This window comes from Pseudoalteromonas sp. P1-9, assembly GCF_001399975.1.
Lineage (GTDB): Bacteria > Pseudomonadota > Gammaproteobacteria > Enterobacterales > Alteromonadaceae > Pseudoalteromonas.
This window is the reverse complement of the sequence record NZ_LKBD01000020.1, coordinates 57275-82925: the sequence shown is the minus strand read 5'-3', so window position 1 is coordinate 82925 and position 25651 is coordinate 57275. Positions and strand designations below refer to the sequence as shown.

Annotated in this window: 19 protein-coding genes and 1 tRNA gene; 14 read left to right on the top strand and 6 right to left on the bottom strand. The window is 41.5% G+C overall.

Annotated elements, in window-relative coordinates:
• Window positions 1–2: 2 nt before the first annotated feature.
• Window positions 3–87, bottom strand: a tRNA-Tyr gene (locus AN214_RS13295).
• A gap of 112 nt (window positions 88–199) precedes the next feature.
• Between AN214_RS13295 and AN214_RS13290 the strand changes: the two genes are divergently transcribed.
• Window positions 200–709, top strand: a complete 510-nt coding sequence (locus AN214_RS13290; protein WP_054980150.1) for a VC2046/SO_2500 family protein — start codon at window positions 200–202, stop codon at window positions 707–709.
• 512 nt (window positions 710–1221) lie between these two features.
• On the opposite strand, the gene AN214_RS13285 is transcribed toward AN214_RS13290, so the two are convergent.
• The 3 genes from AN214_RS13285 to AN214_RS13275 form a co-directional block, all read right to left on the bottom strand.
• A complete protein-coding gene (locus AN214_RS13285; RefSeq protein WP_054980149.1) occupies window positions 1222–1680 on the bottom strand; it encodes a YchJ family protein in 459 nt (152 codons plus the stop codon).
• A gap of 30 nt (window positions 1681–1710) precedes the next feature.
• On the bottom strand, window positions 1711–2148 hold the full coding sequence (locus AN214_RS13280; RefSeq protein WP_010560277.1) for a SulA-like leucine-rich domain-containing protein: 438 nt from the start codon (window positions 2146–2148) through the stop codon (window positions 1711–1713).
• Between the two features lie 83 nt (window positions 2149–2231).
• Entirely contained in the window at window positions 2232–2702 is a 471-nt protein-coding gene (locus AN214_RS13275) for a tetratricopeptide repeat protein (protein ID WP_054980148.1), read from the bottom strand.
• Window positions 2703–3000: 298 nt separating this feature from the next.
• Here AN214_RS13275 and AN214_RS13270 point away from each other — a divergent pair, with 298 nt between their 5' ends.
• From AN214_RS13270 to AN214_RS13250, 5 genes are all read left to right on the top strand, one after another.
• Window positions 3001–4290: an NCS2 family permease gene (locus AN214_RS13270; RefSeq protein WP_200911132.1), complete on the top strand. Its 1290-nt coding sequence runs from the start codon at window positions 3001–3003 to the stop codon at window positions 4288–4290.
• A 45-nt stretch (window positions 4291–4335) separates the two neighbouring features.
• The gene (locus AN214_RS13265) at window positions 4336–5385 is read left to right on the top strand and encodes a CDP-glycerol glycerophosphotransferase family protein (RefSeq protein WP_054980147.1); all 1050 of its coding nucleotides are present in this window, start codon (window positions 4336–4338) and stop codon (window positions 5383–5385) included.
• Window positions 5386–5453: 68 nt separating this feature from the next.
• Window positions 5454–6524 carry a CDP-glycerol glycerophosphotransferase family protein gene (locus AN214_RS13260; protein WP_054980146.1) on the top strand — a complete coding sequence of 357 codons (1071 nt, stop codon included), beginning with the start codon at window positions 5454–5456 and terminating at the stop codon, window positions 6522–6524.
• A 21-nt stretch (window positions 6525–6545) separates the two neighbouring features.
• Window positions 6546–6989, top strand: coding sequence for an adenylyltransferase/cytidyltransferase family protein (locus tag AN214_RS13255; RefSeq protein ID WP_054980145.1), 444 nt, complete (start codon window positions 6546–6548; stop codon window positions 6987–6989).
• A complete protein-coding gene (locus tag AN214_RS13250) occupies window positions 6967–7587 on the top strand; it encodes an SDR family oxidoreductase (RefSeq protein ID WP_054980144.1) in 621 nt (206 codons plus the stop codon). The genes AN214_RS13255 and AN214_RS13250 overlap by 23 nt, the downstream gene beginning before the upstream one ends.
• A 113-nt stretch (window positions 7588–7700) precedes the next feature.
• Here AN214_RS13250 and AN214_RS13245 read toward each other — a convergent pair whose 3' ends face one another.
• Window positions 7701–9311, bottom strand: a complete 1611-nt coding sequence (locus tag AN214_RS13245) for an alpha-glucosidase (RefSeq protein WP_054980143.1) — start codon at window positions 9309–9311, stop codon at window positions 7701–7703.
• Between the two features lie 646 nt (window positions 9312–9957).
• Here AN214_RS13245 and AN214_RS13240 point away from each other — a divergent pair.
• The 5 genes from AN214_RS13240 to AN214_RS13220 are packed head-to-tail and all read left to right on the top strand — an operon-like array spanning window position 9958 to window position 20034.
• Window positions 9958–12753: a TonB-dependent receptor gene (locus AN214_RS13240; RefSeq protein WP_054980142.1), complete on the top strand. Its 2796-nt coding sequence runs from the start codon at window positions 9958–9960 to the stop codon at window positions 12751–12753.
• 54 nt (window positions 12754–12807) lie between these two features.
• Window positions 12808–14304, top strand: a complete 1497-nt coding sequence (locus AN214_RS13235) for a tryptophan halogenase family protein (RefSeq protein ID WP_054980141.1) — start codon at window positions 12808–12810, stop codon at window positions 14302–14304.
• The gene (locus AN214_RS13230) at window positions 14305–16107 is read left to right on the top strand and encodes an alpha-amylase family glycosyl hydrolase (protein ID WP_054980140.1); all 1803 of its coding nucleotides are present in this window, start codon (window positions 14305–14307) and stop codon (window positions 16105–16107) included. It abuts the gene before it with no gap.
• A gap of 3 nt (window positions 16108–16110) precedes the next feature.
• Window positions 16111–17604 carry an MFS transporter gene (locus AN214_RS13225; RefSeq protein WP_054980139.1) on the top strand — a complete coding sequence of 498 codons (1494 nt, stop codon included), beginning with the start codon at window positions 16111–16113 and terminating at the stop codon, window positions 17602–17604.
• Window positions 17605–20034, top strand: a complete 2430-nt coding sequence (locus AN214_RS13220) for a glycoside hydrolase family 15 protein (protein ID WP_082428572.1) — start codon at window positions 17605–17607, stop codon at window positions 20032–20034.
• A 23-nt stretch (window positions 20035–20057) separates the two neighbouring features.
• Here AN214_RS13220 and AN214_RS13215 read toward each other — a convergent pair whose 3' ends face one another.
• The gene (locus tag AN214_RS13215) at window positions 20058–21077 is read right to left on the bottom strand and encodes a LacI family DNA-binding transcriptional regulator (protein WP_054980138.1); all 1020 of its coding nucleotides are present in this window, start codon (window positions 21075–21077) and stop codon (window positions 20058–20060) included.
• A 249-nt stretch (window positions 21078–21326) separates the two neighbouring features.
• Between AN214_RS13215 and glk the strand changes: the two genes are divergently transcribed.
• The 3 genes from glk (at window position 21327) to edd (ending at window position 25645) form a co-directional block, all read left to right on the top strand.
• The gene (gene glk, locus AN214_RS13210) at window positions 21327–22292 is read left to right on the top strand and encodes a glucokinase (protein ID WP_054980137.1); all 966 of its coding nucleotides are present in this window, start codon (window positions 21327–21329) and stop codon (window positions 22290–22292) included.
• 15 nt (window positions 22293–22307) lie between these two features.
• Complete coding sequence (locus AN214_RS13205; RefSeq protein WP_054980136.1) at window positions 22308–23324, top strand: LacI family DNA-binding transcriptional regulator; 1017 nt, start codon at window positions 22308–22310, stop codon at window positions 23322–23324.
• A gap of 458 nt (window positions 23325–23782) precedes the next feature.
• The gene (gene edd / locus AN214_RS13200; RefSeq protein ID WP_054980156.1) at window positions 23783–25645 is read left to right on the top strand and encodes a phosphogluconate dehydratase; all 1863 of its coding nucleotides are present in this window, start codon (window positions 23783–23785) and stop codon (window positions 25643–25645) included.
• The last annotated feature ends 6 nt before the right edge of the window (window positions 25646–25651 follow it).

The window sequence follows — 25651 nt, the reverse complement described above, 5'->3', positions numbered from 1 at the left end:
AGTGGTGGAGGGGGACGGATTCGAACCATCGAAGGCAATGCCGTCAGATTTACAGTCTGATCCCTTTGGCCGCTCGGGAACCCCTCCACGAGAACGAGGCGAATATTAACAAACTAAAAAATTAAGTAAAGGTTAAAGCTAAAGTTTTTTTGAATTTTGTCGATAACAGCTTTGTTATTAATCAGATTGACTATTAAAGATGCAAATCGAACAAATCATCACACATGAAGCGCAACTTGGAGAGCAACTTTCTCACAGTGTTAAAGAGCAGCGCCATTCTGATTTTGCACTTTTACTTTCTTTATTAAGCAATGACGCAACGGAGTTTTCGCAATTTCAGCTAGTAAAAAGCGAAAAGTCACCGACTGTTGATCCGGTTCTTTCATACGCTAAGGTCGCAGCAGGCCCGAAAAAGCCATTAGCAAGTGAACCGTTTAACGGCTTGCTTGGCGAACACAATCGCACATTGTTAGAAAACCAAGGATTAATCGCGATTCAATTTAATGAATGTTTAAAGCCTGAACCTTTCACTTGTAAGAATGATAAAAACTATATTCCGCCCCTAGTTGTTGATAATTGCCCGCCTGCTGTGCAAAAAAAGTTACACAGTGCTAAACAAGTGGGACTAAACAATAACGAAATGGATATCGACAATTTCTATCAAAGTATTGAAAAGAGCCAAGAGTACAGCTTCGCTTCTGTCGCTTAGTAAAGCTGGCGTAGCGGCTCGAACGGCCCTTGTGTTAAATACTTACTGAATCTTTCGTAACGTTAATCTTTGTATAAATAGTGCTAGTTAATAGCCGCCTTGCTATTAAATATATATTTGACGGGTTTATGCCTTTTTTCAAAATGCGTTGCGCGAGTGGTCGTTGGTCAGGTAGTGGCTTAGCTTGTGTGCTAAATACTTTGCTTTTTGTTCGTAGTTTAGCTTTGAAGAAAAGCCAAGAGGAAAAGTTAAGCGGAAAAAACTGCATAAAAACTTATCGCGAAACTCAATTATTATCATCCATGTGCATTATCTGAATGTATCTAAAAAATGGGTATTTTGGTATTGGTGGATGGGTTTTGAGAAATAGGGTGCTCTATCTAAGAAATAGGGTGCTCTATCTAATTGGGCCACCCTATTAAATTTTCAGTCAACGTCTTAATTTGGTGATAGGCTAAGGTAATGTTGCTTAGGCTAAGACTATATACATTTAAAGAATGATTACGACTTACTTAGTTACCATGACACTTTTTAAACTTTTTACCACTACCGCACGGACAAGTATCGTTTCTGCCTAGCTTAGTTTCGTTATGAGGGGTAAGGGCGCCATCTAAATAGCGCCATTGATCTTCTTCAATAATAAAGTTTGATACTTCTTCAAGCTGGCAGTAGTAGCCGTCGCAAATATACTCTGCTTTAAAATGCACTTGGGCTGAATCGCCTTGCTCATTAAAACTATTCACCGTAAGTTTTATAAAATCAGCAAGTTCAGCAAATAACTTTATTTCTCTAACACTGTTTTCGGCACGTTTAGCGAGTGCATAGGTGTTATGAATATATTCACTGTTATTTACACAGTATGCAGAATAGCGAGAGCGCATTAGCTGCTCTGCATTATCTGCTTTTTTTTCACCATTGATGATGGGTGCACAACATTGCTCAAATGCTTGTGCTGTTCCACAGTAACACATAAATAGATTTCGTTTTTCAAAACCAGCATTTTAGCAGAGAGTAGGGTTTGCCGTCACACCTTTGCTAGCTGCAAAGTGGTAAAAATAGCCATTAAACTCTGTTTGGTTTGCATAGAGTGAACTTAGCGTTACTTCATCAAGCATATTTGTCCACGATACCACTGCGCCAAAATTGCCATTTTTTAGCGCCGAATTAACCACGTATTCAATGTTAATAAGATGGCGCTGACGAATAATAAGCAGTTTGCTGTGGTCGATAGATAAACTTTCTAACAGGGTTTTACTTGGCACCGCATCGGGTGCAAGCAGCAGTGTCCATTTATTTTCGCAGGTATGCTTTTGCAGTATTTCAATAAGTGCCAATGTTTCTTGAATGTCATCTTGCACATTAATAACTTTCAGCTTGTCTGTATCTTGTGTTGAAACCTGTACTGCGTGCTGTGATGAAAGGTGTTGAGCTTGTAACATAACGATACCTGTTTAAATATACAGTGGAATTATCTATACAGTAGTTTATACAGTATTTTGTTTCAAGCACTTTTTGTTAATTTTTACACAATTTTTTCAGATTGGATTATTGCGTCATTAATATTCTCATATAAATCAGCGGCTTGCTTTTTGGCATCGGTGATTTGTTTTGCTTGGAGTAGCGGTTGCAGCTTACCAATTGCCTCTACGGCTTCTATCGAGCCTTGGCTTTCAGCTAGGTATAACCAGGTATATGCGTGATACACGCTTTGTGGTAGTCCGGCGCCTTTTGCGAACATCATGCCTAAATAAAACTGCGCTTTTACATGACCTTGCAGGGCTGCGAAACGCATATATTTGGCAGCACCAACATCATTTTTGGCTTTTGACATGGTGACTGAGGTTGCAAACAAACGTTCGGCATCTTGCTCTACAATAGTGTGGGCTTTTTGTGTCAGTTCTTTTTTAATAGCAAGTAAGGTAGAAAGAATAAGGTGTTCTACTTCCTCTATTGTTAATGAATCTACTTCAATGGATTTATTTTCGTCGGGCATATGCTTCCTTATTGCTAATTAACCTAAAATAAAGTTAATAAATTTTTTACGGTGGTTGTTTGAAACGTTCGCATTAAAAGGTGTTTAAATAAATGCACGTTTAAAGCATGTATTTATCTAACACGTTTAAAATTGCTTTGCGTGGTGAACGTTTATCTTAATCTAAGCGTGATGAATTACCCTAAGTTTAGAAGCTTTTGTTTTTTTCACTTAATTTCATTTCGAAATGACTTAAAAATTTAATTTTTGCTGTGTCACTGGTATGATCATCGCCCCCTTAAGACACAGTAACGAAATCATGTTTGAGCAACTTTTTAAAATTAACCAACAGGGTAGTACGGTTAAACGTGAGGTGATCGCTGGCATCACCACATTTGTCACTATGGTGTACATAGTATTTGTAAATCCTGCAATGTTAACCGAGGCAGGCATAGACCAAGGCGCAGCGTTTGTAGCCACCTGTTTAGCAGCAGCAATTGGTTGTTTTATTATGGGGTTTTGGGCAAATTACCCAATCGCACTGGCACCGGGAATGGGGCTTAACGCATTTTTCACCTATGGCGTAGTGTTAGGTATGGGCTACAGCTGGCAAAGTGCACTTGCCGCGGTATTTTTCTCTGGCATTATCTTTTTACTTTTAAGTTTATTTAAAGTGCGTGAGTGGATTATTAATGCCATTCCACTTGTTTTAAAATGCGCAATTGCCACCGGTATTGGTGCATTCTTAGCGCTAATTGCCCTTAAAAACTCGGGTATTATTGTGGCAAGCCCTGCAACGCTGGTGCAACTTGGTGATATAACCCAAGCGGGCCCGCTACTTGCTATTATTAGTTTCTTTTTCATCGCTGCGCTTTTATACCGAGATATTAAAAGTGGCGTGCTGTTTAGTATTTTAGGTGTGACCGCTATCGCGTTAGCACTTGGTTTAGTTGAATACAACGGAATTGTTTCAATGCCACCATCACTTGCACCGACTTGGATGGAACTGGACTTTGCCAGCGCACTTGAGCTTTCAATGCTTAGTGTTATTTTTGCTTTCCTTTTTGTCGACTTATTTGATACATCAGGCACACTTGTTGCGGTGTCACAAAAAGCCGGTATTGCTGATGAAAAAGGCAATATTCCACGTATGGGCCGTGCCCTTAGTGCAGATAGCTGCGCAACGATCGCGGGCGCAACGTTAGGTACATCAACAACGACTTCTTATATTGAGTCTGTTGCTGGGGTATCGGTTGGCGGTAAAACAGGTTTAACAGCTGTTGTTGTTGGTATCTGCTTTTTATTAATGCTGTTCTTTGCGCCGCTTGCGGCCATGGTACCGGCTTACGCCACAGCTGGCGCAATTTTATACGTTGCGGTATTAATGTTACAAAACTTAAAGCTGGTTGATTGGGATGATATGACAGAAGCCGTGCCAGTGGCTGTTGTATTATTAATGACACCGCTTACGTTTTCGATAGCGCACGGTATTGCATTAGGTTTTATTGCCTACACAGCAGTAAAAGTAATGTGTAATCGTGCCGAAGAAGTGAGCATTAGTGTTTGGGTGTTATCTATTCTATTTGTGGTTAAGTTCGCTCTACTATAAAAATAAACGGGGCGCTGTTTGCGCCTTTAACACAACGGATTATTTATGCGTAAGTACCTTTTCTTTATCTCTCAAAATTACAGTTATGCGATTTTACGCCCGTTACAACAAGAAATTTGGCGCCGTGGTGGCGAGGTTGCTTGGTTCTTGTGGGGTAATGAAGTTAATGCGAACTACTTAAAAGATGAAGAACAGGTACTTAAATCAGTTGATGCGGTAAAAGCATTTAACCCAGATGCAGTATTTGTGCCTGGTAATACGGTACCGCGCTTTTTCCCAGGCGTTAAAGTGGCGGTGTTCCATGGTTTTAACGCGGGTAAGTTAAATCGACGCGGTAATAATGACCATTTCAATATTCGTCAATGCTTTGATTTATATTGCACCCAAGGACCAGATACTACCGAACCGTTCAAGCAGCTTGCCAAGCAACATGGCTATTTTAATGTGGTCGAAACAGGCTGGCCTACGCTTGATCCATTATTTACTGACCCACTAACCGAACCGACAGCCAATAAGAGTAAGAAAACGGTGTTAATGTGCTCTACGTTTTCTCGTAATCTAACGTGTGCACCGCATTTGTTCGAGCAAGTTAAAAAACTTTGCACAACGGGAAAGTGGCAATGGCTAGTGCAATTTCATCCTAAAATGCCAAAACATATTGTTGAGCAATATAAATCCCTTGAAAGCGAACATTTACAGTTTGTTGAAACCGATAACGTATTACCGCTGCTTAAACAGGCAGATGTGATGTTGTGTGATACATCGTCAGTGATTCAAATGTTTTTAGTGCAAAATAAACCGGTCGTAACGTTTAACAATATTGATCCAAAACCGTATATGGTTAATTTCACTGAGCCCAATTTACTTGAAGAAAAGCTGTCATACGCATTGCAATCTCCACACGACCTTACTCAGCAGATTGCCCAGTATATAAAGCAATTGCATCCGTATCGTGATGGGCAATCGAGCGGGCGAGTACTGGATGCGGTTGAGAAAGTATTACTTGGTGAACTTACTGTCGAAAAAACTAAGCCACTTAACTTTATTCGCAATTTTAAGCTAAGAAAAAAGCTCAAATACTGGAAATTCAATTAAAAAACTTTGCCTGATGTTAAGTTTTTGTGAGATCATAAAAATGTCACATAAATCGTTTAGGCAGTTCAATGAAGGTTATTTTTGATATTCAACATCTGTATTATTTACCGCAGTATTTACCGGTAATTGATGCATTAAAACAGCATAAAACAGATATTGAGTTGATCGCATACAAAACAGATGATAATGACTTAAACCGCATTGTTGAAAACGCTTTGAACGACACCCAGTTAACTTACAAAATTGTAGGCAATTGGCAAGATGCGTTAGCACATTACGTAACACAAAAAGCTGATTGGATTGTATTTGGTAACGCTGTATCTGATTTAGAGCAACTCCATAGCGTAAGCAAAACGGTATTAATGCAACACGGCGTTGGCCCTAAAAGTTGTTATTACGATGTATCGAAAAACCCAACCACTGTTCGCTTTGTTGAAGGTGAAAAGCGTCGAGCTAATCTTCAAGCCATGTTTCCAAAAGGCAATTTTGTAGATAGCGGTTATGCCAAGCTTGACCCTGCGATTAATCGCACATCACTTAAGCTCTCATTAAGCGCGCTTGGTTTAGATGAAAACAAGCCGACAATTCTCTACGCGCCAACATTTTATCCAAGTTCAATAGAGCTATTTTCAGCGAACTTTGCCAATGATTTTGCAGACTACAACATTATTTTAAAACCGCACTTTTTCTCGCTAACTAAGCCGCGTTACACTAAACAAAAAGCCATATTAGAATCGTGGGCGGCCAGTGAAAATGTCTATTTAGCAGGTGTTGATGAGTATAACCTGCTGGAATTTATGGCTATTTCAGATGTCATGCTGTCCGATGCATCGTCTGCTATCTTTGAATTTGCAGCGTTAGATAAACCCGTTATCTGGTGTGACTTCTATAAATTACGTTGGGGTTATCGCGGTATATTTTCGTTCCGTTTTAAAAAGCGCATAGATGAGAGTATTACTGTGTTTCACGAACTCTGTGATAGGGCAGCGAGTTATCAGGCACTTGGCGAAGTTGTTGCAAATGCGGTTAAAAACCCGCAAATCAAACAGTCAATTAGAAAGCAAATATGTGATGAATACGTAGGTAAGCTAGATGGTAAATCGGCAGAGCGTATTTGTGATTATTTAATCTCACATTAACACGAGTTAAAAGAATATATTATGAGTAAAATTGTTTACGTATCAGGCACCTTTGACTTGTTTCACCGCAATCATTTGAAAATGATTGAATATGGCAGAGGACTTGGCGAAACCTTAATTGTGGGGGTAAGCACCGACGAGCTTGTGTGTAGCTATAAAAACCCACCTGCGGTACCTTTTGAAGAGCGTATTGCGATTGTTGAAGCATTAAAACACCCTGATGTGGTTATTCCACAGCGCTCGTTAGAGCATACACAACGCATTAAAGATCTGAATATCGATATTTTTGTGGTAGGCGATGATTGGCGCGGTAAATATGATTACCTGAGAGACCTTGGCGTAAAAGTATTTTATTTCCCATATGGTGCTGGTGTAAGTAGCTCAAACTTAAAAGAGCGTATTTACGATCAATACAGAAACTTAATAGATAAATCGGATAAACATGAAAACCCAGATATCGTCTAAAAGATCAATTTTAATTACTGGTGGTGGCGGTGATTGGGCACAAAGTTTTGCCAACGAATTTAGCGATGCTTTTGATATTACCTTAGTGTCACGCCAACAATTAGATGTAACGCAAGATAGCGAAGTAGCGTCTTATTTTGAAGGTAAGACGTTCGACGTTGTCATTAATAATGCGGGCTGCATTCACCCAAATCGATTACTTGAATCCGATTCAGCTGAGTGGATCCAAGATATTTCAGTGAATTTAATTGGCACCTATTTGGTAAGTAAATACGCGCTGAAAAATAATCAAAATACACTGATCATTAATATTTCATCGACTGCTGGCTTTAACGCTTATAAAGATTGGTCATCGTATTGTAGCTCAAAAGCAGGTGTGATTACGTTAAGTAAAAGCATGGCAAATGATGGCTTCGACGTGATCTGCATGGCACCCGGTGCAATTGAAACTAAGTTTAGGGATAAGTTTAATATTCCTAACAACAATATCATGACGTGTAGCGAGTTTAGCAAACATGTTGTTGATGTTCTGAACGGGCAATACCAAAGTGGTGATGTACTGTTTATTCGTAAAAACGAGTTTGTACTTAATCCATAATTCAAAAAAAGGCTAACCCAGATGGGCTAGCCTTACGTTCACATGGGAAGAACAATACGTAATTCTTTCGATTAGTTAAAATGGTAATTCCATTTACCCTGCGTTAGTAACTTTTACACGTCCTCTTTTGCAAATATCACATAGCCAAAACCACTTAATGCTGCGCTATCATAATGGTGTGATTTAATTACTTTACCTTGTACGTCAACCGTTTGGCTTTGTTCACCTAGGTTGAAATAACAAATCAATGTTTTGCCGTTATAGCTGCGCTCAAAGCCTAAAATATGTTCGTCGCTTTGGGTAAATTTAATGTCACCAAAAAGCAGCGCATCATGTTGCTTGCGCCAAGCTAAAAATTGTTGGCAATGCACTAGCGCAGACGTTTCGTCAGCTTGCTGTGCGTCAATTGCGACATCTTTATGCGCGTCAACTACCGGTAACCAAGGTTCAACAGTTGAGAAACCACCGAATTCATTTTCACGCTGCCAAGGCAATGGCGTACGGCAGCCATCGCGACCTTTAAAGTTTGGCCAGAAGGTAATGCCATAAGGGTCTTGTAATTGCTCAAAGGTGATTTTAGCTTCACCTAAGCCTAATTCTTCACCTTGGTACAAACACACACTGCCACGCAAACTTGCAAGTAACGCATGTAGCATTTTTACTTGCTCATGATTAACAATACCGTTCTTGCTCCAGCGCGACGCAACGCGTTCTACATCGTGATTGCTAAATGCCCAACATGGCCAGCCTTCAGTCATTTGCGATTCAAGGGTTTCAACTGTGTTTCGAATGTAACTTGGGCTGTAGTCTTTTGTTAATAGCTCAAAACTGTAACCCATGTGCAGTTTGTCGCCACCAGCTGTGTACTCATTCATTGTGGCAAGTGAATCTTCAGATGAAATTTCACCAAGGGTAACAGCGCCTGGGTATTTGTTCATTAGCGTGCGAATAGCCTGCATAAACGCGAGGTTTTCAGGCTGCGTATTGTTGTAATAGTGATACTGAAATGCGTATGGATTATCTTCACTAAACCCACGGCCTTGCCTTAAATGCTTTGGCTTTGCGGGGTTATCACGCAGTTGCGCGTCGTGATAACAAAAGTTAATGGCATCTAAACGGAAGCCATCTACACCACGTGCTAACCAAAACTCAACATTATCTAATACAGCATTGCGCACATCTTCATTATGGAAGTTTAAATCGGGTTGTTGGGTTAAAAAGTTATGCAAGTAGTATTGGCAGCGACGAGGCTCCCATTGCCAAGCGCACCCGCCGAAAATTGATAACCAGTTATTTGGTGGTGAACCATCTTCATTGGCATCAGCCCACACATACCAGTCGGCTTTATCGTTTGTTTTGTTTTCACGACTTTCAATAAACCAAGGGTGTTGATCTGAGGTATGACTCAATACTTGGTCAATCACAATTTTAATATCGCGCTGATGAGCTTGCGCGATGAGTTCGTCAAAATCAGCAAGTGAGCCAAATAATGGGTCGATATCGCGATAGTCGCTTATGTCGTAACCAAAATCTTTCATTGGCGATTTAAAAAACGGCGAAATCCATACAGCGTCAACGCCAAGCGCTTTAATATAATCAAGTCGCTTTATTATTCCCTGTAAATCGCCAACACCATTATTTGTAGTGTCTTGAAAGCTGCGTGGGTAGATTTGGTAAATTACCGCGCCTTTCCACCAATTTAGTTGCGCTGTTAGTTTCGACATCGTTTTCTCATTACTATCTGATGCTAAATGCTTTTTTACGTTTGCATTGCTATTTCGCAGTATCTGTTTACTGCGAATAACGGTCAGCTTACGTCATATAGCGGCTGTGAGTAAAAAGCCTACATACGTATGCAGTGAAAATAGTTGTAACAAGGGAAGTCTTTGGATAGGTGTTTATTGGTCACACTAAATAACCAATTTTAATGTTTATTGTTAATATACACTAAAATAAAGGCTTCAATTGGTAATACCAATTTATCATTGGTTTTGTGTTGCACCTTTTAAGTGCAGGTTATATTCAGTTTGTGCTGAATTTGCACTGAATTGGCCCGCGTTTGTGATGATTTTATGTCATTTTCTTTAAGTTAACGTTTTGTTTAATGTTACTTTTAAAAAACACTTATTAATCAATGTATAACAAAAAATAAATGTAAAATATTTGTAACCAAAAGCGCCATTGCATAAATTTGAATACGTATGCAGTTTGTTGTGGTTGCTAAATTTATAGCGTTACTATCACTGTCGGCAACAAACGCGAACTCATTTGGTGCAACTGCTACAAATACTGTCAGTAAGCTATATTCGTTTAGTGATGTTATTTCGCACCATGATTTGCACTAGCAATAGTCAATCGGGAACAAAATTTATGTCTATTTTCAAACCAAGTATGCTGACGCTGGCAATGGTCGCAGCAGGTGTAGGCTCTGCAAATTTATATGCTGCAGAGAACCAAAACAACGATAAAGAACAAGAAAAAGAAGTTGAGGTTATTGAGGTTACAGGCTTTCGCGCAAGTTTAGTTAAAGCCATTAACACCAAGCGCTTTTCACCAGAAGTGGTTGAATCAGTATCAGCAGAAGACATCGGTAAATTACCAGACTCTTCAATTGCAGAATCAATCGCACGCTTACCGGGTCTAGCCGCTCAGCGCTTAGACGGTCGCGCAAGTCGCGTTACTATTCGTGGTTTTGGTGAAGACCATGTTGGCACAACATTTAATGGTCGTGAACAAGTATCGATAACCGATAACCGCGGTGCAGAATTAGATTTATACCCATCAGAAATCATGAGCGCGGTAACAGTTTATAAAACGCCGAGTGCCGATTTAGAAGCATCGGGCCTTGCTGGCGTTATTGATTTGCAAACAATTAAACCGCTATCAATGGATGAGCGCGTTATCAAAGTTAACGCCATGTATGAGCAAACGGGCTTTGAAAAATTAAATCCAGATGCTGACGATAATGGCTTTCGCGGTACACTGTCTTACATTGACCAATTTGCCGATAACACCCTAGGTGTGGCTGTTGCATTCAATACAATGTCATCACCAAACCAAGAAAAGCGTTGGAACTCTTGGGGCTACCCTGAATTCACGGGTGATGATGGTAATACCTATTCAATTTTAGGTGGTGCAAAGCCGTTTGTACGTTCATCTACCTTAGAACGTGATTCAGTTATGGCGGTGATTGAATATGCACCAAGCGAAAATCTACGTATGGTATTTGATAGCTTATATGTAGATTTCGTGGATGAAAAAATTCTCCGTGGTATCGAAGTGCCATTTGCTTGGGGTCAAGGTTCAATCAGTGCGGACAACGCAGTTGTAGATCCAGCAACAGGCTTTGTTACATCAGCGATTACTGAAGGGCAGCGTGTTGTAGTACGTAACGACTACGAAGATCGCAGCGCTGAACTTACATCATTTGGTTTTAATCTAGAATATGACTTAAGTGATTCTTGGTCACTTGAGTTCGATGCAAGTCACTCAAGTGTTGAGCGTGAAATCTGGAGTATGGAAAGTTATGCCGGAACAGGTCGTGGCGATGCACGTGGTGTTGCAGATAACCTAGGTTACGCATTTAACTCTGGCAATACAGGCGCAACCTTTAGCCATGAGCTAGATTATAGTGATTATAATTTAATTCAACTTGGCGGCCCACTTTCTTGGGGTTGGAGTTCTGCACTTAATGAAAAATACGGCGTTGTTGGTACTGAATATGAAAACCAATTGCAAGACGGCTTTTTAAATACACCAGAAGTTGATGATGAGCTAAATGCACTTCGCCTAGCTGCTACCAAAGTAATTGAAAACGATTATGTATCGTCTGTTGAATTTGGTTTGTCTTATAGTGAACGTGAGAAAACCAAGCGTTCTGAAGGTTACTTCTTAACAGTATCAAGCTTCTCGTTAGATAACCCAGGTATGATGATGGTGCCAGAAGAGTACCGTTTAGGTACTGCAAACCTTGATTTCATCGGTATGGGCGACATGATTGCGTTTAACTCACGCGCAATGGTTGAAGATGGTTACTACGATTTACTGGCAGAAAGTTTAACCGATCCAAGCCACGCAACTAAATCGTGGACGGTTAAAGAGCAATTAACCAGTGCCTTTGTTAAAGCAAATATTGATACTGAAGTAGCAGGCATGCCGTTAACTGGTAATGCAGGTCTTCGCTATGTTAAAACTGAGCAAGAATCTAAAGGTAACGCTTTCAATACACAAGACGGCAAAGTTATTACATCGCCAACGCATATTGAACACGATTACGCACATCTATTACCAAGCTTAAACCTATCATTGTCGATTGATGATGAGCAGTCGGTACGTTTTGGTGCTGCAAAGACGATTTCACGTGCACGTATGGATGAAATGAATGCCTCGGTTAATGCTACTTACAATCAGCAGCCAGATGAAAATGGTAGCAACTGGGTAGTGAATGGCGGTAACCCGTCACTTGAACCGTACCAAGCAATTAACTTTGACCTAAGCTATGAAAACTACTTTAGTCCAGAAGGTTATTTTGCTATCGCGCTTTATCATAAAGATTTAAAAGACTGGATCTTTGATGGTAGCTATTCAATCGACATGACAGGTGTTGCAGATCCATCAACAGGCCTAGTACCTGCTAACCCAGATGGTACAGGTAATGGTAAAGTAAACGGTGGCGACGGCACGGTTAAAGGTGCTGAGTTCTCAGTAACATTACCATTTAACTACTTTGCTGATGCACTGGATGGTTTTGGTTTAATTGCAAGTCATACTGTTAATAGCTCAGACATGGTTGACCAAGATGGCAATGATTACGAAATTCCAGGTTTATCTAAGAGCATTCAAAACCTAACTTTCTATTATGAAAATTACGGTTTCCAAGCGCGTGCTAGCATGCGTAAACGTGATGACTTTAAAGGTGACGTTTATGGCCGCGGTTTTGACTCACAGCAAGTTGATATTCAAGGCGAAACGATTTGGGATGCACAAATTGGTTATGACTTCTCTGAAAGTGGCTTAAAGAGCCTAGAGGGCATGACGGTAACTTTCCAAGTGCAAAACATTACTGAAGAACCGTTTATCTCGTTATCAGGTGATAACGCATTGCAAGTACGTGATTACCAAGATTATGGTCGCACTTTCTTGCTAGGTGTGAACTACCAGTTCTAACCTGAATGTTGCAACAAAGCCCTGAAAAGGGCTTTGTTTTTATCTGAGGTTACCATGACAAATCAAATCAACAATGTTGTCATCGTCGGCGGAGGTACTGCTGGCTGGCTTACTGCAAGCTTACTTGCAAAAGTACTTGGCAAGCAGATTTCTATTACGCTAGTTGAGTCAAAAGACATCGCCACAATTGGCGTTGGCGAGGCAACCATTCCTCCCATCATTCCTTTTAATGCCGCCATTGGCATTGATGAAAAAGCCTTTATCAAAGCAACCAACGCGACTATTAAGCTTGGCATTCAGTTTGAAAACTGGGGTCAACAAGGCGAGCATTATATGCATGCGTTTGGTAGTTTTGGTAAGGACTTTCCATTTTGCAATTTTTTGAATTATTGGCTTAAAGCCAAAGAGCAGGGCGATACTAGTAGCTTTTGGGATTACTCTATTAATTATCAAGCAGCAAAGCGCAACCGCTTTGATAAGCTCCAACATTTGCCAAATACCAAATTAGCGGGGACTAGCTACGCTTACCATTTTGACGCGAGTTTATACGCACAGTTTTTGCGAAATCACGCAGAGCAGCTTGGGGTAAAGCGTATTGAAGGCAAAGTAATCCATGTCGAAACTCACCATAACAACGGCTTTATTAAATCACTTACCCTCGAAAACCAAGAGGTTGTAACGGGCGATTTGTTTGTCGATTGTTCTGGTTTGCATGGCTTATTACTTGATAAAACCCTGAATGTTGGCTTTGAAGATTGGCGCCATTGGTTACCCTGCGATAGCGCTTTGGCTGTTCCGTGTGACCATGGTGAGAATGAAATTAAACCCTACACACGTTCCATTGCACATGATGCCGGTTGGCAATGGCAAATTCCGCTAACCAATCGCATTGGTAATGGTTTGGTTTACGCCAGCAATCATCTCTCAGATGATGACGCAAAACAATTACTGCTAAGTAACTTACCGGGTAGGGCGCTTGCGGAGCCCAAACTTATTCGCTTTCGCACTGGCCGACGCTTAAAACAATGGCATAAGAATGTTGTGGCGATAGGCCTTTCAAGTGGCTTTTTAGAGCCACTTGAATCAACCAGTATTCACCTAATTCAAACCGCGGCAACTCGACTCGTAAAGCATTTTCCGTTAATGGGTATTAATGATGGAGTTGTAGCAGAGTTTAATCGTCAAAGTCAGGTTGAATTTGAACGCATCCGCGACTTTATTATTTTGCATTACAAATTAACCGAGCGCACAGATAGTGCTTTTTGGCGTCAGTGTAAAGATATGGACGTGCCAAACAGCTTACGCCATAAAATGCAGCTTTTTGCTGAAAATGCCCTGTTTTTTAGACAAGATGACGAATTGTTTAGCGAAGTGGCGTGGCAGCAAGTGATGCTAGGACAAGGTATTAAGCCAGCGCAATATCATCCACTCGCGCATAACTTAAATAATGCACAAATTAAAGATTTACTTGAAAGCTTAAAAACCTTGGTTGCCCACACCAGTGACAAACTGCCAACCCATAATGAATTTTTAAAACGATTTGGTAATTAAATGAAAAAGAAGATGTATGCCTTATTTGCGCTTATGGTGGCGTCAAATAGTGTCAGCGCCCAATCTAAACTTGTAGAAGAACAAAACGAAGTGCAAAAGCCGGTTGTTTATCAGGTGTTTACCCGTTTGTTTGGCAACACAAATACAACTAATAAACCTTGGGGTAGCAAGGCCGAAAATGGTGTTGGAAAATTTGCTGATTTTACCCCGAAAGCGCTTAATGAAATAAAAGATCTGGGTGTTAGTCATATTTGGTATACCGGTGTACTTCATCATGCAATGGCCGAAGATTACACTCAGTTTAGCATCAGTTTAGATGATCCTGATGTGATAAAAGGACGTGCAGGTTCCCCCTATGCCATTAAAGATTACTATTCGGTTAATCCAGATCTTGCAAATAATCCAGCCAAGCGCATTGAAGAGTTTGAAGCACTGATTAAACGAAGCCATGCTGCGGGTTTAAAAGTAATTATTGATATCGTGCCAAATCACGTAGCGCGTCGCTACGAGTCTATTGCGAAACCTAAAGGTGTGATTGGCTTAGGTGAAAAAGATGATACCAGTGTTACTTATTCCAAGTTTAATGATTTTTACTATATTCCTGGAGCAGCGTTTTCACTGCCTAAATTCCCTGAAGATTATTCACCTTTAGGCGGTGATGCGCATCCTTTGGTTGACGGAAAGTTTGATGAAAACCCGGCGAAATGGACAGGTAATGGTTCACGCGAGGCGCAGCCAAATTTTAATGACTGGTACGAGACCGTAAAAGTAAACTATGGTGTTAAACCTGATGGCAGTTATGACTTTGCGACATTACCAAGCGAATACGCAACTAAGGGCTATCGTGATGTTGTCGCGTTTTGGCAAGGTAAAGAGCTACCAAGCAGCTGGCACAAAATGCGCGATATCGCGTTTTATTGGTTAGACAAAGGGGTTGATGGTTTTCGCTATGATATGGCTGAAATGGTGCCAGTAGAATTTTGGAGCTACTTAAATGCCCATATCAAGCGCAAAAATCCGCACGCCACGTTAATTGCAGAAGTATATAATCCAACACTTTATCGTGATTATATCCACTTAGGTAAAATGGATTATCTCTACGACAAAGTCGGTTTTTACGATACGTTAAAGTGGATCATGCAAGGTAAGCAATCGGCAACGACTTTAATGCCCGTTCACCACGAAGTAAAAGACATCGCGCCACATATGCTCAACTTTTTAGAAAACCATGATGAGCAGCGCATTGCGAGCCCTGATTTTGTTGGCGATATGGATAAAGGCAAACCCGCGATGGTGGTTTCGCACCTTATCAGCCAGTCACCTAGTTTAATTTACTTTGGTCAAGAAGTAGGGGAACCAGGCGCAGAAAATGCCGGGTTTGGTAGCCCAACACGTACCAGTATTTTTGATTATGTTGGCGTGCCTCAACATCAAAAATGGGTGAATAATGGCAAATTTGATGGTGGCTTGTTATCAGACCAACAAAAAGCGCTACGCGAATTCTATAAAACACTATTAAATTTGGCCAAGCGCGATGCCATTAAACAAGGTTCGCTTATTGATATCACCAGTGAGCTAGGTGAGGCTAAAGATAAGGTGATTGGCTTTATACGTAAAAGCGAGTATGACACTTTACTGATACTTGCTAATTTTGGCGATAAAGCGCAGTCAGTTACATTGCCATATAATGTGACGCCAGCAAATCTGTTGCGCTTTGCTGGCAATAACAAAATTCAAACTAATAATAAAACAACTAACTTCACACTAGTGCCCGAGGGCGCAGTAGTTGTGGTAGTGGAGTAATTTATGACAACACCTGTGCAAGACAAACCAACCCTGTCGTTTTGGCAAATATGGAATATGTGTTTTGGTTTTATGGGCATTCAATTTGGTTTTGCTCTGCAAAATGGCAATGTGAGCCGTATTTTCCAAACTTTAGGTGCAAATATCGATGAAATCCCTATTTTATGGATTGCGGCGCCGCTTACAGGTTTAATTGTGCAGCCGATTGTGGGTTATTTTAGTGATCGCACTTGGGGTAAATTAGGTCGCCGTAGACCTTTCTTTTTATACGGTGCACTGGCAACAACATTAGCACTGTGTATTATGCCAAATTCGTCCACCTTGTGGATTGCGGCGGGTATGTTGTGGATTATGGATGCTGCTATCAACGTGACGATGGAGCCGTTTCGTGCACTTGTAGGTGACAACCTTCCGAAGAAGCAACGCGGTATGGGTTATGCCATGCAGAGCTTTTTCATTGGTGTTGGCGCCGTGGTTGCATCGGCACTGCCTTGGATGATGACTAATTGGTTTGGTATTAGTAATACCGCAGAAGCTGGTGTTATTCCCGAATCCGTAACATTTTCATTCTATTTTGGTGCTGTGGTATTACTGATTGCGGTACTTTGGACCATTGTCACTACTAAAGAATATAGCCCTGAAGAACTGGCAAAGTATGAAGATCCACAAGTAACGCTTGCATATTCAAACCAAGGCCACTTGCCGTTTGCTCGCATTGGCGTGGCATTACTTGGCTTAGGTTTGTTAGTGTTGGCGGCAGTGTATGTGTTATCGCTCGGTAAAGATATCGTATTCTTAGGCGGCGCGCTGAGTGTATTTGGTGGGCTCTTTTTACTTTCAAACAGTATGCAAACCCGTGGTAAAACGCAAAACGGTTTTTATACGGTGATGTCTGACATGATGAGCATGCCAAGCACCATGAAACAATTAGCCGTTGTACAGTTTTTTAGTTGGTTTGCCCTTTTTGCGATGTGGATTTACACCACTCCCGCTGTAACCAGTTTTCACTTTGGCAGCAGCGACGTTGCAACAAAAGCGTATAACGATGGTGCTGATTGGGTAGGGGTATTATTTGCAGCCTACAACGGTTTTTCAGTAATTGCCGCAATTGTTATTCCGTTAATGGTGAAAAAGCTTGGCTTAAAAGTGAGTCATATGATCAATTTATTGCTTGGCGCAGGCGGTATGTTGAGCTTTGCCTTTATTTCGAATAGCGATCATCTTATTTATGCCATGGTAGCCATCGGCTTTGTTTGGGCATCTGTTTTATCTCTGCCATATGCCATGCTCAGTAACGCCTTGCCGAGCAATAAAATGGGCGTGTATATGGGCATTTTCAACTTTTTTATCGTTATTCCGCAAATGTTAGCAGCAACTATTTTAGGCGCATTAGTGCGCTTTGTATTCGATGGTGAAGCAATTTATGCACTGTCTCTCGGTGGTGTTTCATACTTGATTGCTGCCATTGCGGTAACCCGTGTGACCTATAACAAGTAAATGACAACAAGTGAACAATTAACCATGTTTAAAACTAAATTTGTTAAACAATCATTGCTTGCAAGCGCAGTAGCACTTGCAATTTCTGGCTGTGGTGCTGAAGTGGCAAAAACTAACTCAGCAAGTACAGCGCAAAACAATCTAACTGCACCAGGCGCACCAGGTAGCAAACCGTTCTGGGCTTATTCAGGCAAAACCGGTATCGGTACCAGCTACGAAGCATATTTAGATGGCAGTTACAGTGATAAGGCGGCAACAGGTGCCGTTTCAAAAGTGTGGTTTTCATTAGCGCAGGGGATTATTACCGAAACCATGTTTGGTTTAATTCATCAAGCACAGTTAAAAGAAATGCAATTTGTTGTTAAAGGCGACAACTTCATTGCTACAGAACTTGATGATACCCAGTGGCAAATTGACTACCTACATAAAGACGAACTAGGCAGACCATTGTCACTTGCTTACAAGCTGACGAACACTGACAAACAAGGCCGCTTTAAAATTGAAAAACACATTTTTACTGATAGCAGCAACCAAACATTGTTTGTAAAAGTGGCATTAGAATCACTAAAAGGTGAGCCATTATCACTTTATGTTCATGCTAACCCGTATGTTAATAATAACGGCGTTGGCGATAAAGCCATGGTAAAAGAGGGTAAATTAGTAGCAGTTGATGGCGACAATTACCTTACACTTTCAAGTAACACAGCATTTGAACAAGCAAGTGTAGGTTTTGTTGGTACATCTGATTTGATATCACAAATGAAATTGGGCAAAACGTTCACAAGCTATGCAACAACCGGTGATAAACCTGGCAACGTGTCGCTAGATGCCTTACTTGGTAGCACATCAAGCAAAGCAGAATTTGAGTTAACACTGTCATTTGGTAACACCTTAGATGAGAGTATTGCGGCAGCAAACGCAAGCCAACAAAAAGGTTACCAAGCACTATTAACTGAATTTGGTGCTGATTGGCAAGGCTATTTAGCGTCGCTTGATCTCGAAGCGCTAAGCTCACAATCAGCCGATAATGGTCGTTTAGCGTATGCCAGTGCCTTAGTGTTAAAAGCGCAGGAAGACAAAACACATGCAGGCGCGTTGATTGCATCACTGTCAAACCCATGGGGTGATACCGTAGCTGCAATTGAAGGGCATACCGGATATAAAGCTGTTTGGGTACGTGATTTCTACCAAGTAGCAATGGCGTTTTTAGCTATGGGTGATAAAGCCACCGCGAAAACGGCGTTTGAATATCTAGAAAAAGCACAAGTGACTGATAAAACACCGGGTAACCAAGGTGATACGGGCTGGTTCTTACAAAAGACTCATGTTGACGGTGAGCTGGAATGGGTAGGTGTTCAGCTGGACCAAACCGCGATGCCAATTATGCTTGGTTGGAAGCTTTATCTTGCCGATGTGCTTAGCAAAGAAGAACTGATCCTTTGGTTTAATAAAATGCTTAAACCTGCGGCAGACTTTTTAGTTGAAGGTGGTCTTGCTAAAATTTTATGGAATGACACCGAAATAAAGCCGCCATTTACTCAGCAGGAACGTTGGGAAGAGCAAGCGGGACATTCGCCATCAACCACGGCTGCTGTAATTGCTGGTCTTGTTACTGCAAGTGAAATTGCAAAGCTGGCAGGCGATGATGTCTTGGCTACTAAGTACTTCAATGTTGCAAAGGATTACAACGCCAAAGTTGAATCGCGCATGTATACCACTAAAAGTACGTTACCGAGCGACGCATCAAACGGCCAGCATTATGTGCGCATTAGCCAAGATGACGATGCAAACTCAGCGACTATACTAGGCGATAACAACGGCCGAAAAGGTTTAGTCAAACAAAGCATTTTGGATGGCGGCTTTTTGGAACTTGTGCGTTATGGTGTAAGAAGCGCTGAAGATAAGCATATTATTGATACGCTTGATGAATATGATGCACAAAATTTACCTGAAAACCTTAAAGTAAAATATAACTTTACTTTTGAGGGGGTGGAGGGGCAATTCCCAGGCTGGCGTCGTTACGGTAATGACGGTTATGGTGAAGACGAAGTTACTGGCACCAACTATGCTGAAGGCGGCAATAATACCCCAGGGCAACGTGGACGTGTTTGGCCATTCTTTACCGGTGAACGAGGCCACTATGAAATTGCAAAACTCGCGCAATCTGATTCGTTCGATGCGAAACAGCAAGCCGCATTGACGCAAACGTATGTTAAAGGTATGGAACAATTTGCCAACGAAGGCTTAATGTTACCAGAGCAAGTGTGGGATGGTGTTGGTGTTAACCCGCATAATTACACATTTGGGGAAGGCACAAATTCAGCGACGCCACTTGCATGGACGCACGCGGAATATATTAAATTATTGCGCTCAATGTCAGACAAACAAGTTTGGGATTACTACCCAGTAGTCAAAGAAAAACTGAATTAAAAAAGGCGCGTTAAGCGCCTTTTTTATGCCGAATGCCTCACAACCAAGGTGGGCTTTAGCTGGGTTTGTGCTGGTGGCTCGTCTTTTAATTGGGCTAGCAAATTCGCCACAAGCATTTCTCCCGCAATAGACGTACTTTGATTAACTGTGGTGAGGGCGGGCTCAGTAAAGCTCGCAACAGGAATATCATCAAAACCAATCACGCTAATATCTTCAGGTACATTTAATCCCGCTTCTTTGATTGCACGAATAGCGCCAATTGCAATTAAGTCACTGGCAGCAAAAATAGCATTAATAGGGCGTTTTAAGCTAAGCAAAGTCTTGGTGGCGTTATAGCCTGACTCATCGGTTGAAATGGCATTAATAATCTGGCGCGCATCAACATCTAACCCATGCTTATTTAGCGTATCTTTAAAGCCATTAAAACGGGCGAAAAATTCAGGGCTGTGTTCTGATGCATCTCCTATAAACGCACATTGTGTACGTTTTTTCGCTACTAAAAACTCTGCAACCTGCTCACCGCCAAAATAGTTATCACAGGAAATGGAAAGCTCTGGGCGCGAATCAACACGTGCGCCCCAACATACAAACTTAGTATTGTTTTGTAATAGAGTGGCAAGTCGCGCTTGGTAATCTATGTAATCGCCGTAGCCCAGCAAAATTAAGCCATCAGCGCGGTGGCTGTCTTCGTATTGCGCTTGCCAGTCTTGATCCATTTGCTGAAATGACACGAGCAAATCATAACCTTGATTAGCACAGGCGCGGGTGATTGAGCCCAACATTGATAGAAAAAACGGGTTGATCATCGATTCATCGCTGGTGGGATCTTCAAATAGTAACAGTGCAATGGTGTTGCTTTGTTGCGTACGCAGGTTACTGGCGTTTTTATCGACTTTGTAATTAAGTTTTTTGGCAATCTCAAAGACTTTCTTTTTGGTTTCCTCGTTCACTAACGGGCTGTTGCGCAATGCGCGCGAAACCGTAGATTGTGATACGCCTGCATAGTGGGCAATATCGAACGATGTGGCTTTGGATTTACTCAACTGTGCACCTTTTTATGATAAACACGCTAATTTAGACGGTATTTTAGCCATAAACTTAATAAAAAAACTAACTTTATGTGATGAGATATTGAATTTAATCTGACACCGGTGTCATAATTAGTCAACTTAACCGAAGTCAATTGGGTTTGTTGCCATTTAGTTGATTGTCTGTAGCAGGGCAAGATATAACTACGTACGAGTTGCAATTGCTGCACTTAAAAATTAGCTAATTCAATTGAGAGAATTAATATGTTTGAGCCTATATTAGTTGCGGATGTTGGCGGTACAAATGCACGCTTTGCACTCGTTACAGCGTTTGATAAAACGACAAAAGAAATTGTATTTAACAACATACAAAAGTTTTCAAGTTTAGACTTCGATAGCTTTGCTGATGTTGTTGCAGCCTACATTGATACCCTAGAAAGCGTGCCCAACAATGCATGTTTTGCCGTTGCGGGTCCACGTAAAAAAGACACGGTCTTTTTAACTAACTTAGGTTGGCAATTTAATGTAAGCGATATTAAACAGCAATTCGGCTTTGCTAATTTTAAAGTGATCAATGACTTTGCTGCATTTGCACACGCATCTCCTTACATTGATAACACTGCAAACTTAGTCATTAAAGACGGGCATAGTCACAGCGATGGTAATATTGCAGTAATTGGTCCAGGTACTGGGTTTGGCGCTGCCGCACTTGTGAAAGGCGAAGAGCAGAATGTGGTATTGAGCTGTGAAGCAGGTCACATTAGCTTAGCGGCATGCAATGAACTTGAACGCAACTTAATTACTGCATTAAGTGAAGAATTTGAACATGTTTCGGTTGAACATGTATTTTCCGGTCAGGGCATTGAAAACTTGTACTGTGCCATGGCAAAAGTCCATGGACAAAAAGCAAAGAACTTTGACGCGCCCACAATTACGCAATTGGCGCTCGCAAATGATGACGACATTTGTGTAAAAACACTCAACCAATTCTGCGATTGGATTGGCGCTGTGGCAGGAGATTTGAGCCTGACCTTTAACGCTACCGGTGGTGTGTATATTGGTGGCGGTATTTTACCCCGTTTTCAAGATAAGCTACTGGCAAGTGAGTTTGTAAAACGTTTTGTTGCAAAAGGAAAAATGCAGCACATTGTTAACGATATTCCGGTAATTTTAATCACTCAAGACAATATTCCGTTGTTGGGTGCGGCTGCAAGTTTAGATACGAAGTAATAATTAGAGATTTATATGGAAAAAGTGACGATAAATAGTGTGGCCAAACACGCTGGGGTATCAAAAAAGACGGTATCTCGCGTGCTCAATAATGAGCCAAACGTGTCTGATGCGACCCGAGAGAAGGTTCAGCAAGCGTTTAAAGAGCTAAATTATCGTCCTAATCCGATTGCCCGAGGTCTTGCGCATAACCGCAGTTTTATCATTGGTTGTTTGTACGATAACCCGTCAAAAAGTTATATCACCCGTGTACAGTCAGGCGCGTTAGAAGCCTGCCAAGAGCGCAACTACAACTTACTAATTCACCCATGTGAACTGCGCGGCGAACCACTTATTGATAATATTGAAACACTTATTAGCACATCGCGCTTAGATGGTATTGTATTAACGCCACCATTTTCAGATAACCGAGAGTTAGTAGACCATTTAAAGCTACGCAATATTCCGTATGCGCGCGTTGCACCAGTGACCTTAGACGACCAATCAATCTCGATTAAAAGTAACGATACGCAAGCGGCTTACGATATTACCAAGTTATTGCTAAAACTCGGCCACAAAGAAATTGCGTTTATTAAAGGTCACCCAGATCACAGTGCTACTGAAGCGCGTTTCGCCGGCTATGTCGATGCCTTGAACGAAGAGGGCATAACTCTTAAAAGTGAGTTAGTTGCCGAGGGTAACTTTAGTTATCATTCTGGTGAAGACAGTGCGCGACAAATCCTTGAATCAGCAGCTCGACCAAGTGCGGTATTTGCGTCGAATGATTACATGGCGGCAGCGGTATTAAAAGTTGCCTCGCAAATGTCACTTAAAGTGCCTGATGAGCTGTCAATTGCAGGCTTTGATAATGCCCCGATTGCGCGCCATATTTGGCCTGGCCTTACAACGATTGCACAACCGGTAGAAGATATGACATTTCGTGCGGTAAACTTATTAATCGATAAGATCAATGCGCCGGAAAGCGAAGACATCGAAGAAGTGTTCGCTGGCAAATTAATTGAGCGTGAATCGACAGCGCCTGTGCAAAAATAATTTGTCACGTAAGGCTTCACGCCTTACGAAAATAACGGTTGATAATTCCCAGTTAAAACAAAGCGTTTCTTTTATTTAAGAGGCGCTAAACATTTCACTCATACCTTAGCAATACGCGGTTCCTTTGCCGCGTTTTTTCTTTATCGGCTTATATATAAGCGTTCCTCGTAAATTATTTTTTCTGTCATTTTAATGTCATTGTCACTTGTTGAACTCAATTCATGCTTTTTATTGTAGATAAATTGGGCAGTTCACAAGAAAAGCACTAAAATTAGGGTTGACACCGGTGTCATAGATCGGTTTTAATAATGTGACACCGGTGTCATAGAGTGGTTGTGAGAGACGCTCGATATCGGACCTTTGAACGGGTAGACAAAGTCGCTCGGTACTTAGACTAGCAGGAGTCTCTAATTTAAGTACTGAGCCTTTTTCCCAAATCTTTATGAATGAGTGCGAAAATGCTACACCCAAGAATCCAAGAAGTAACCGAACGAATCATTGAACGCAGTAAAGCAACGCGTCAAGCGTATTTAGCGCGTATGACAGCAGCTAAATCTAAAAAACGCGTACGTGCTGGCTTAGGTTGCGGTAACCTTGCACACGTAATGGCAGCCTGTTCAAGCTCAGACAAAGCATTATTAACCAAAGACGAACAACCGAATCTTGGTATTATCAATTCTTACAACGACATGCTTTCAGCGCATGTGCCTTACAAAGAATACCCAGATTTAATTAAAAAGGTTGCAACCAAATTTAATGCCACTGCACAAGTTGCCGGTGGTGTACCTGCTATGTGTGATGGTGTAACGCAAGGCCGTGATGGCATGGAGCTTTCACTTTTTTCCCGTGATGTGATTGCAATGTCTACGGCTGTTTCACTGTCGCACGACGTTTTTGATGGCGTATTTTGTTTAGGTCTGTGTGACAAAATTGTCCCGGGCCTTGTAATTGGCTCACTGTCTTTTGGCCATTTGCCAATTTACTTTTTACCAGCAGGCCCAATGCCTTCAGGTATTCCAAATAAAGAAAAAGCGCGTGTACGTCAAAAATTTGCGCAAGGTTTAATCGGTCGTGATGAATTACTTGCAGCAGAAAGCGCGTCTTATCACAGTGCAGGTACATGTACTTTCTACGGTACTGCTAACTCTAACCAAATGTTGATGGAAATTATGGGTCTGCACCTGCCGGGCAGCTCGTTTGTAAATCCATACACAGAATTACGTGATGGTTTAACGGTTAACGCGGTAGAAATGATGCTTAACCAGCTGATCAACAGCCAAGATGCCAATCCAATTGGTGAAATTGTCAGTGAAAAAACCATTGTGAATGGTTTAGTTGGCTTACTTGCGACGGGTGGTTCAACTAACCATGCAATTCACTTAGTTGCAATGGCAAAAGCAGCAGGCGTAGACATTACGTGGAAAGACATGTCAGATATTTCTGAAGTTGTGCCACTACTTGCACGTGTTTATCCAAATGGTTCGGCAGATGTTAACCATTTCCATGCAGCAGGTGGTTTACCGTTCTTAGTGAAAGAGCTATTAAAAGGCGGTTTCTTACACGAAGATGTGAAGACCATTGTTGGTAATAGTCTAAACGATTACACCAAAGAGCCAGTAATTGATATTTCGGTAATTGCTACCGACAACCAAATTGCAGCGAAAGTGAAATGGCAAGATTGCCCAGAAAATTCGCACGATGAAGAAGTACTTCGTCCAGTTACAAATCCATTTAATCCGCAAGGCGGCTTGCAGCTATTAACGGGTAACTTGGGTCACGCGGTGATTAAAGTTTCTGCGGTACAAGAGCAGCATCAAACAGTGACAGCACCTGCAAAAGTATTTAATTCGCAAGCTGGATTGCAAGATGCCTTTGCTCGCGGCGAATTAGAAACTGATTTTATAGCCGTGATTAAAGAACAAGGCCCTAAAGCGAAAGGCATGCCGGAGCTACACAAGCTAACGCCGATTATGGCAACGCTGCAAGACAAAGGCTTTAAAGTAGCGATTGTTACTGACGGCCGCATGTCGGGCGCATCAGGTAAAGTGCCAGCGGCTATTCACCTTGCGCCAGAAGCAGTAGAGGGTGGTTTTATCGCAAAAATCCGCGAAGGTGATTTGGTAACACTTGATGCTCCAAATGGCGTATTAAAAGTACATGTTGCTGATGATGAATTTGCACAGCGTGAAATTGAAATCAGCGAACAAGTTCAGACATTTGGTACAGGCCGTGAATTGTTTGAAGGTATTCGTCAAACAGTATCTAGCGCAGATTTAGGTGCCAGTGCATTTGGTCTTATCTACCCAAATACAAACCAATAACAGGAA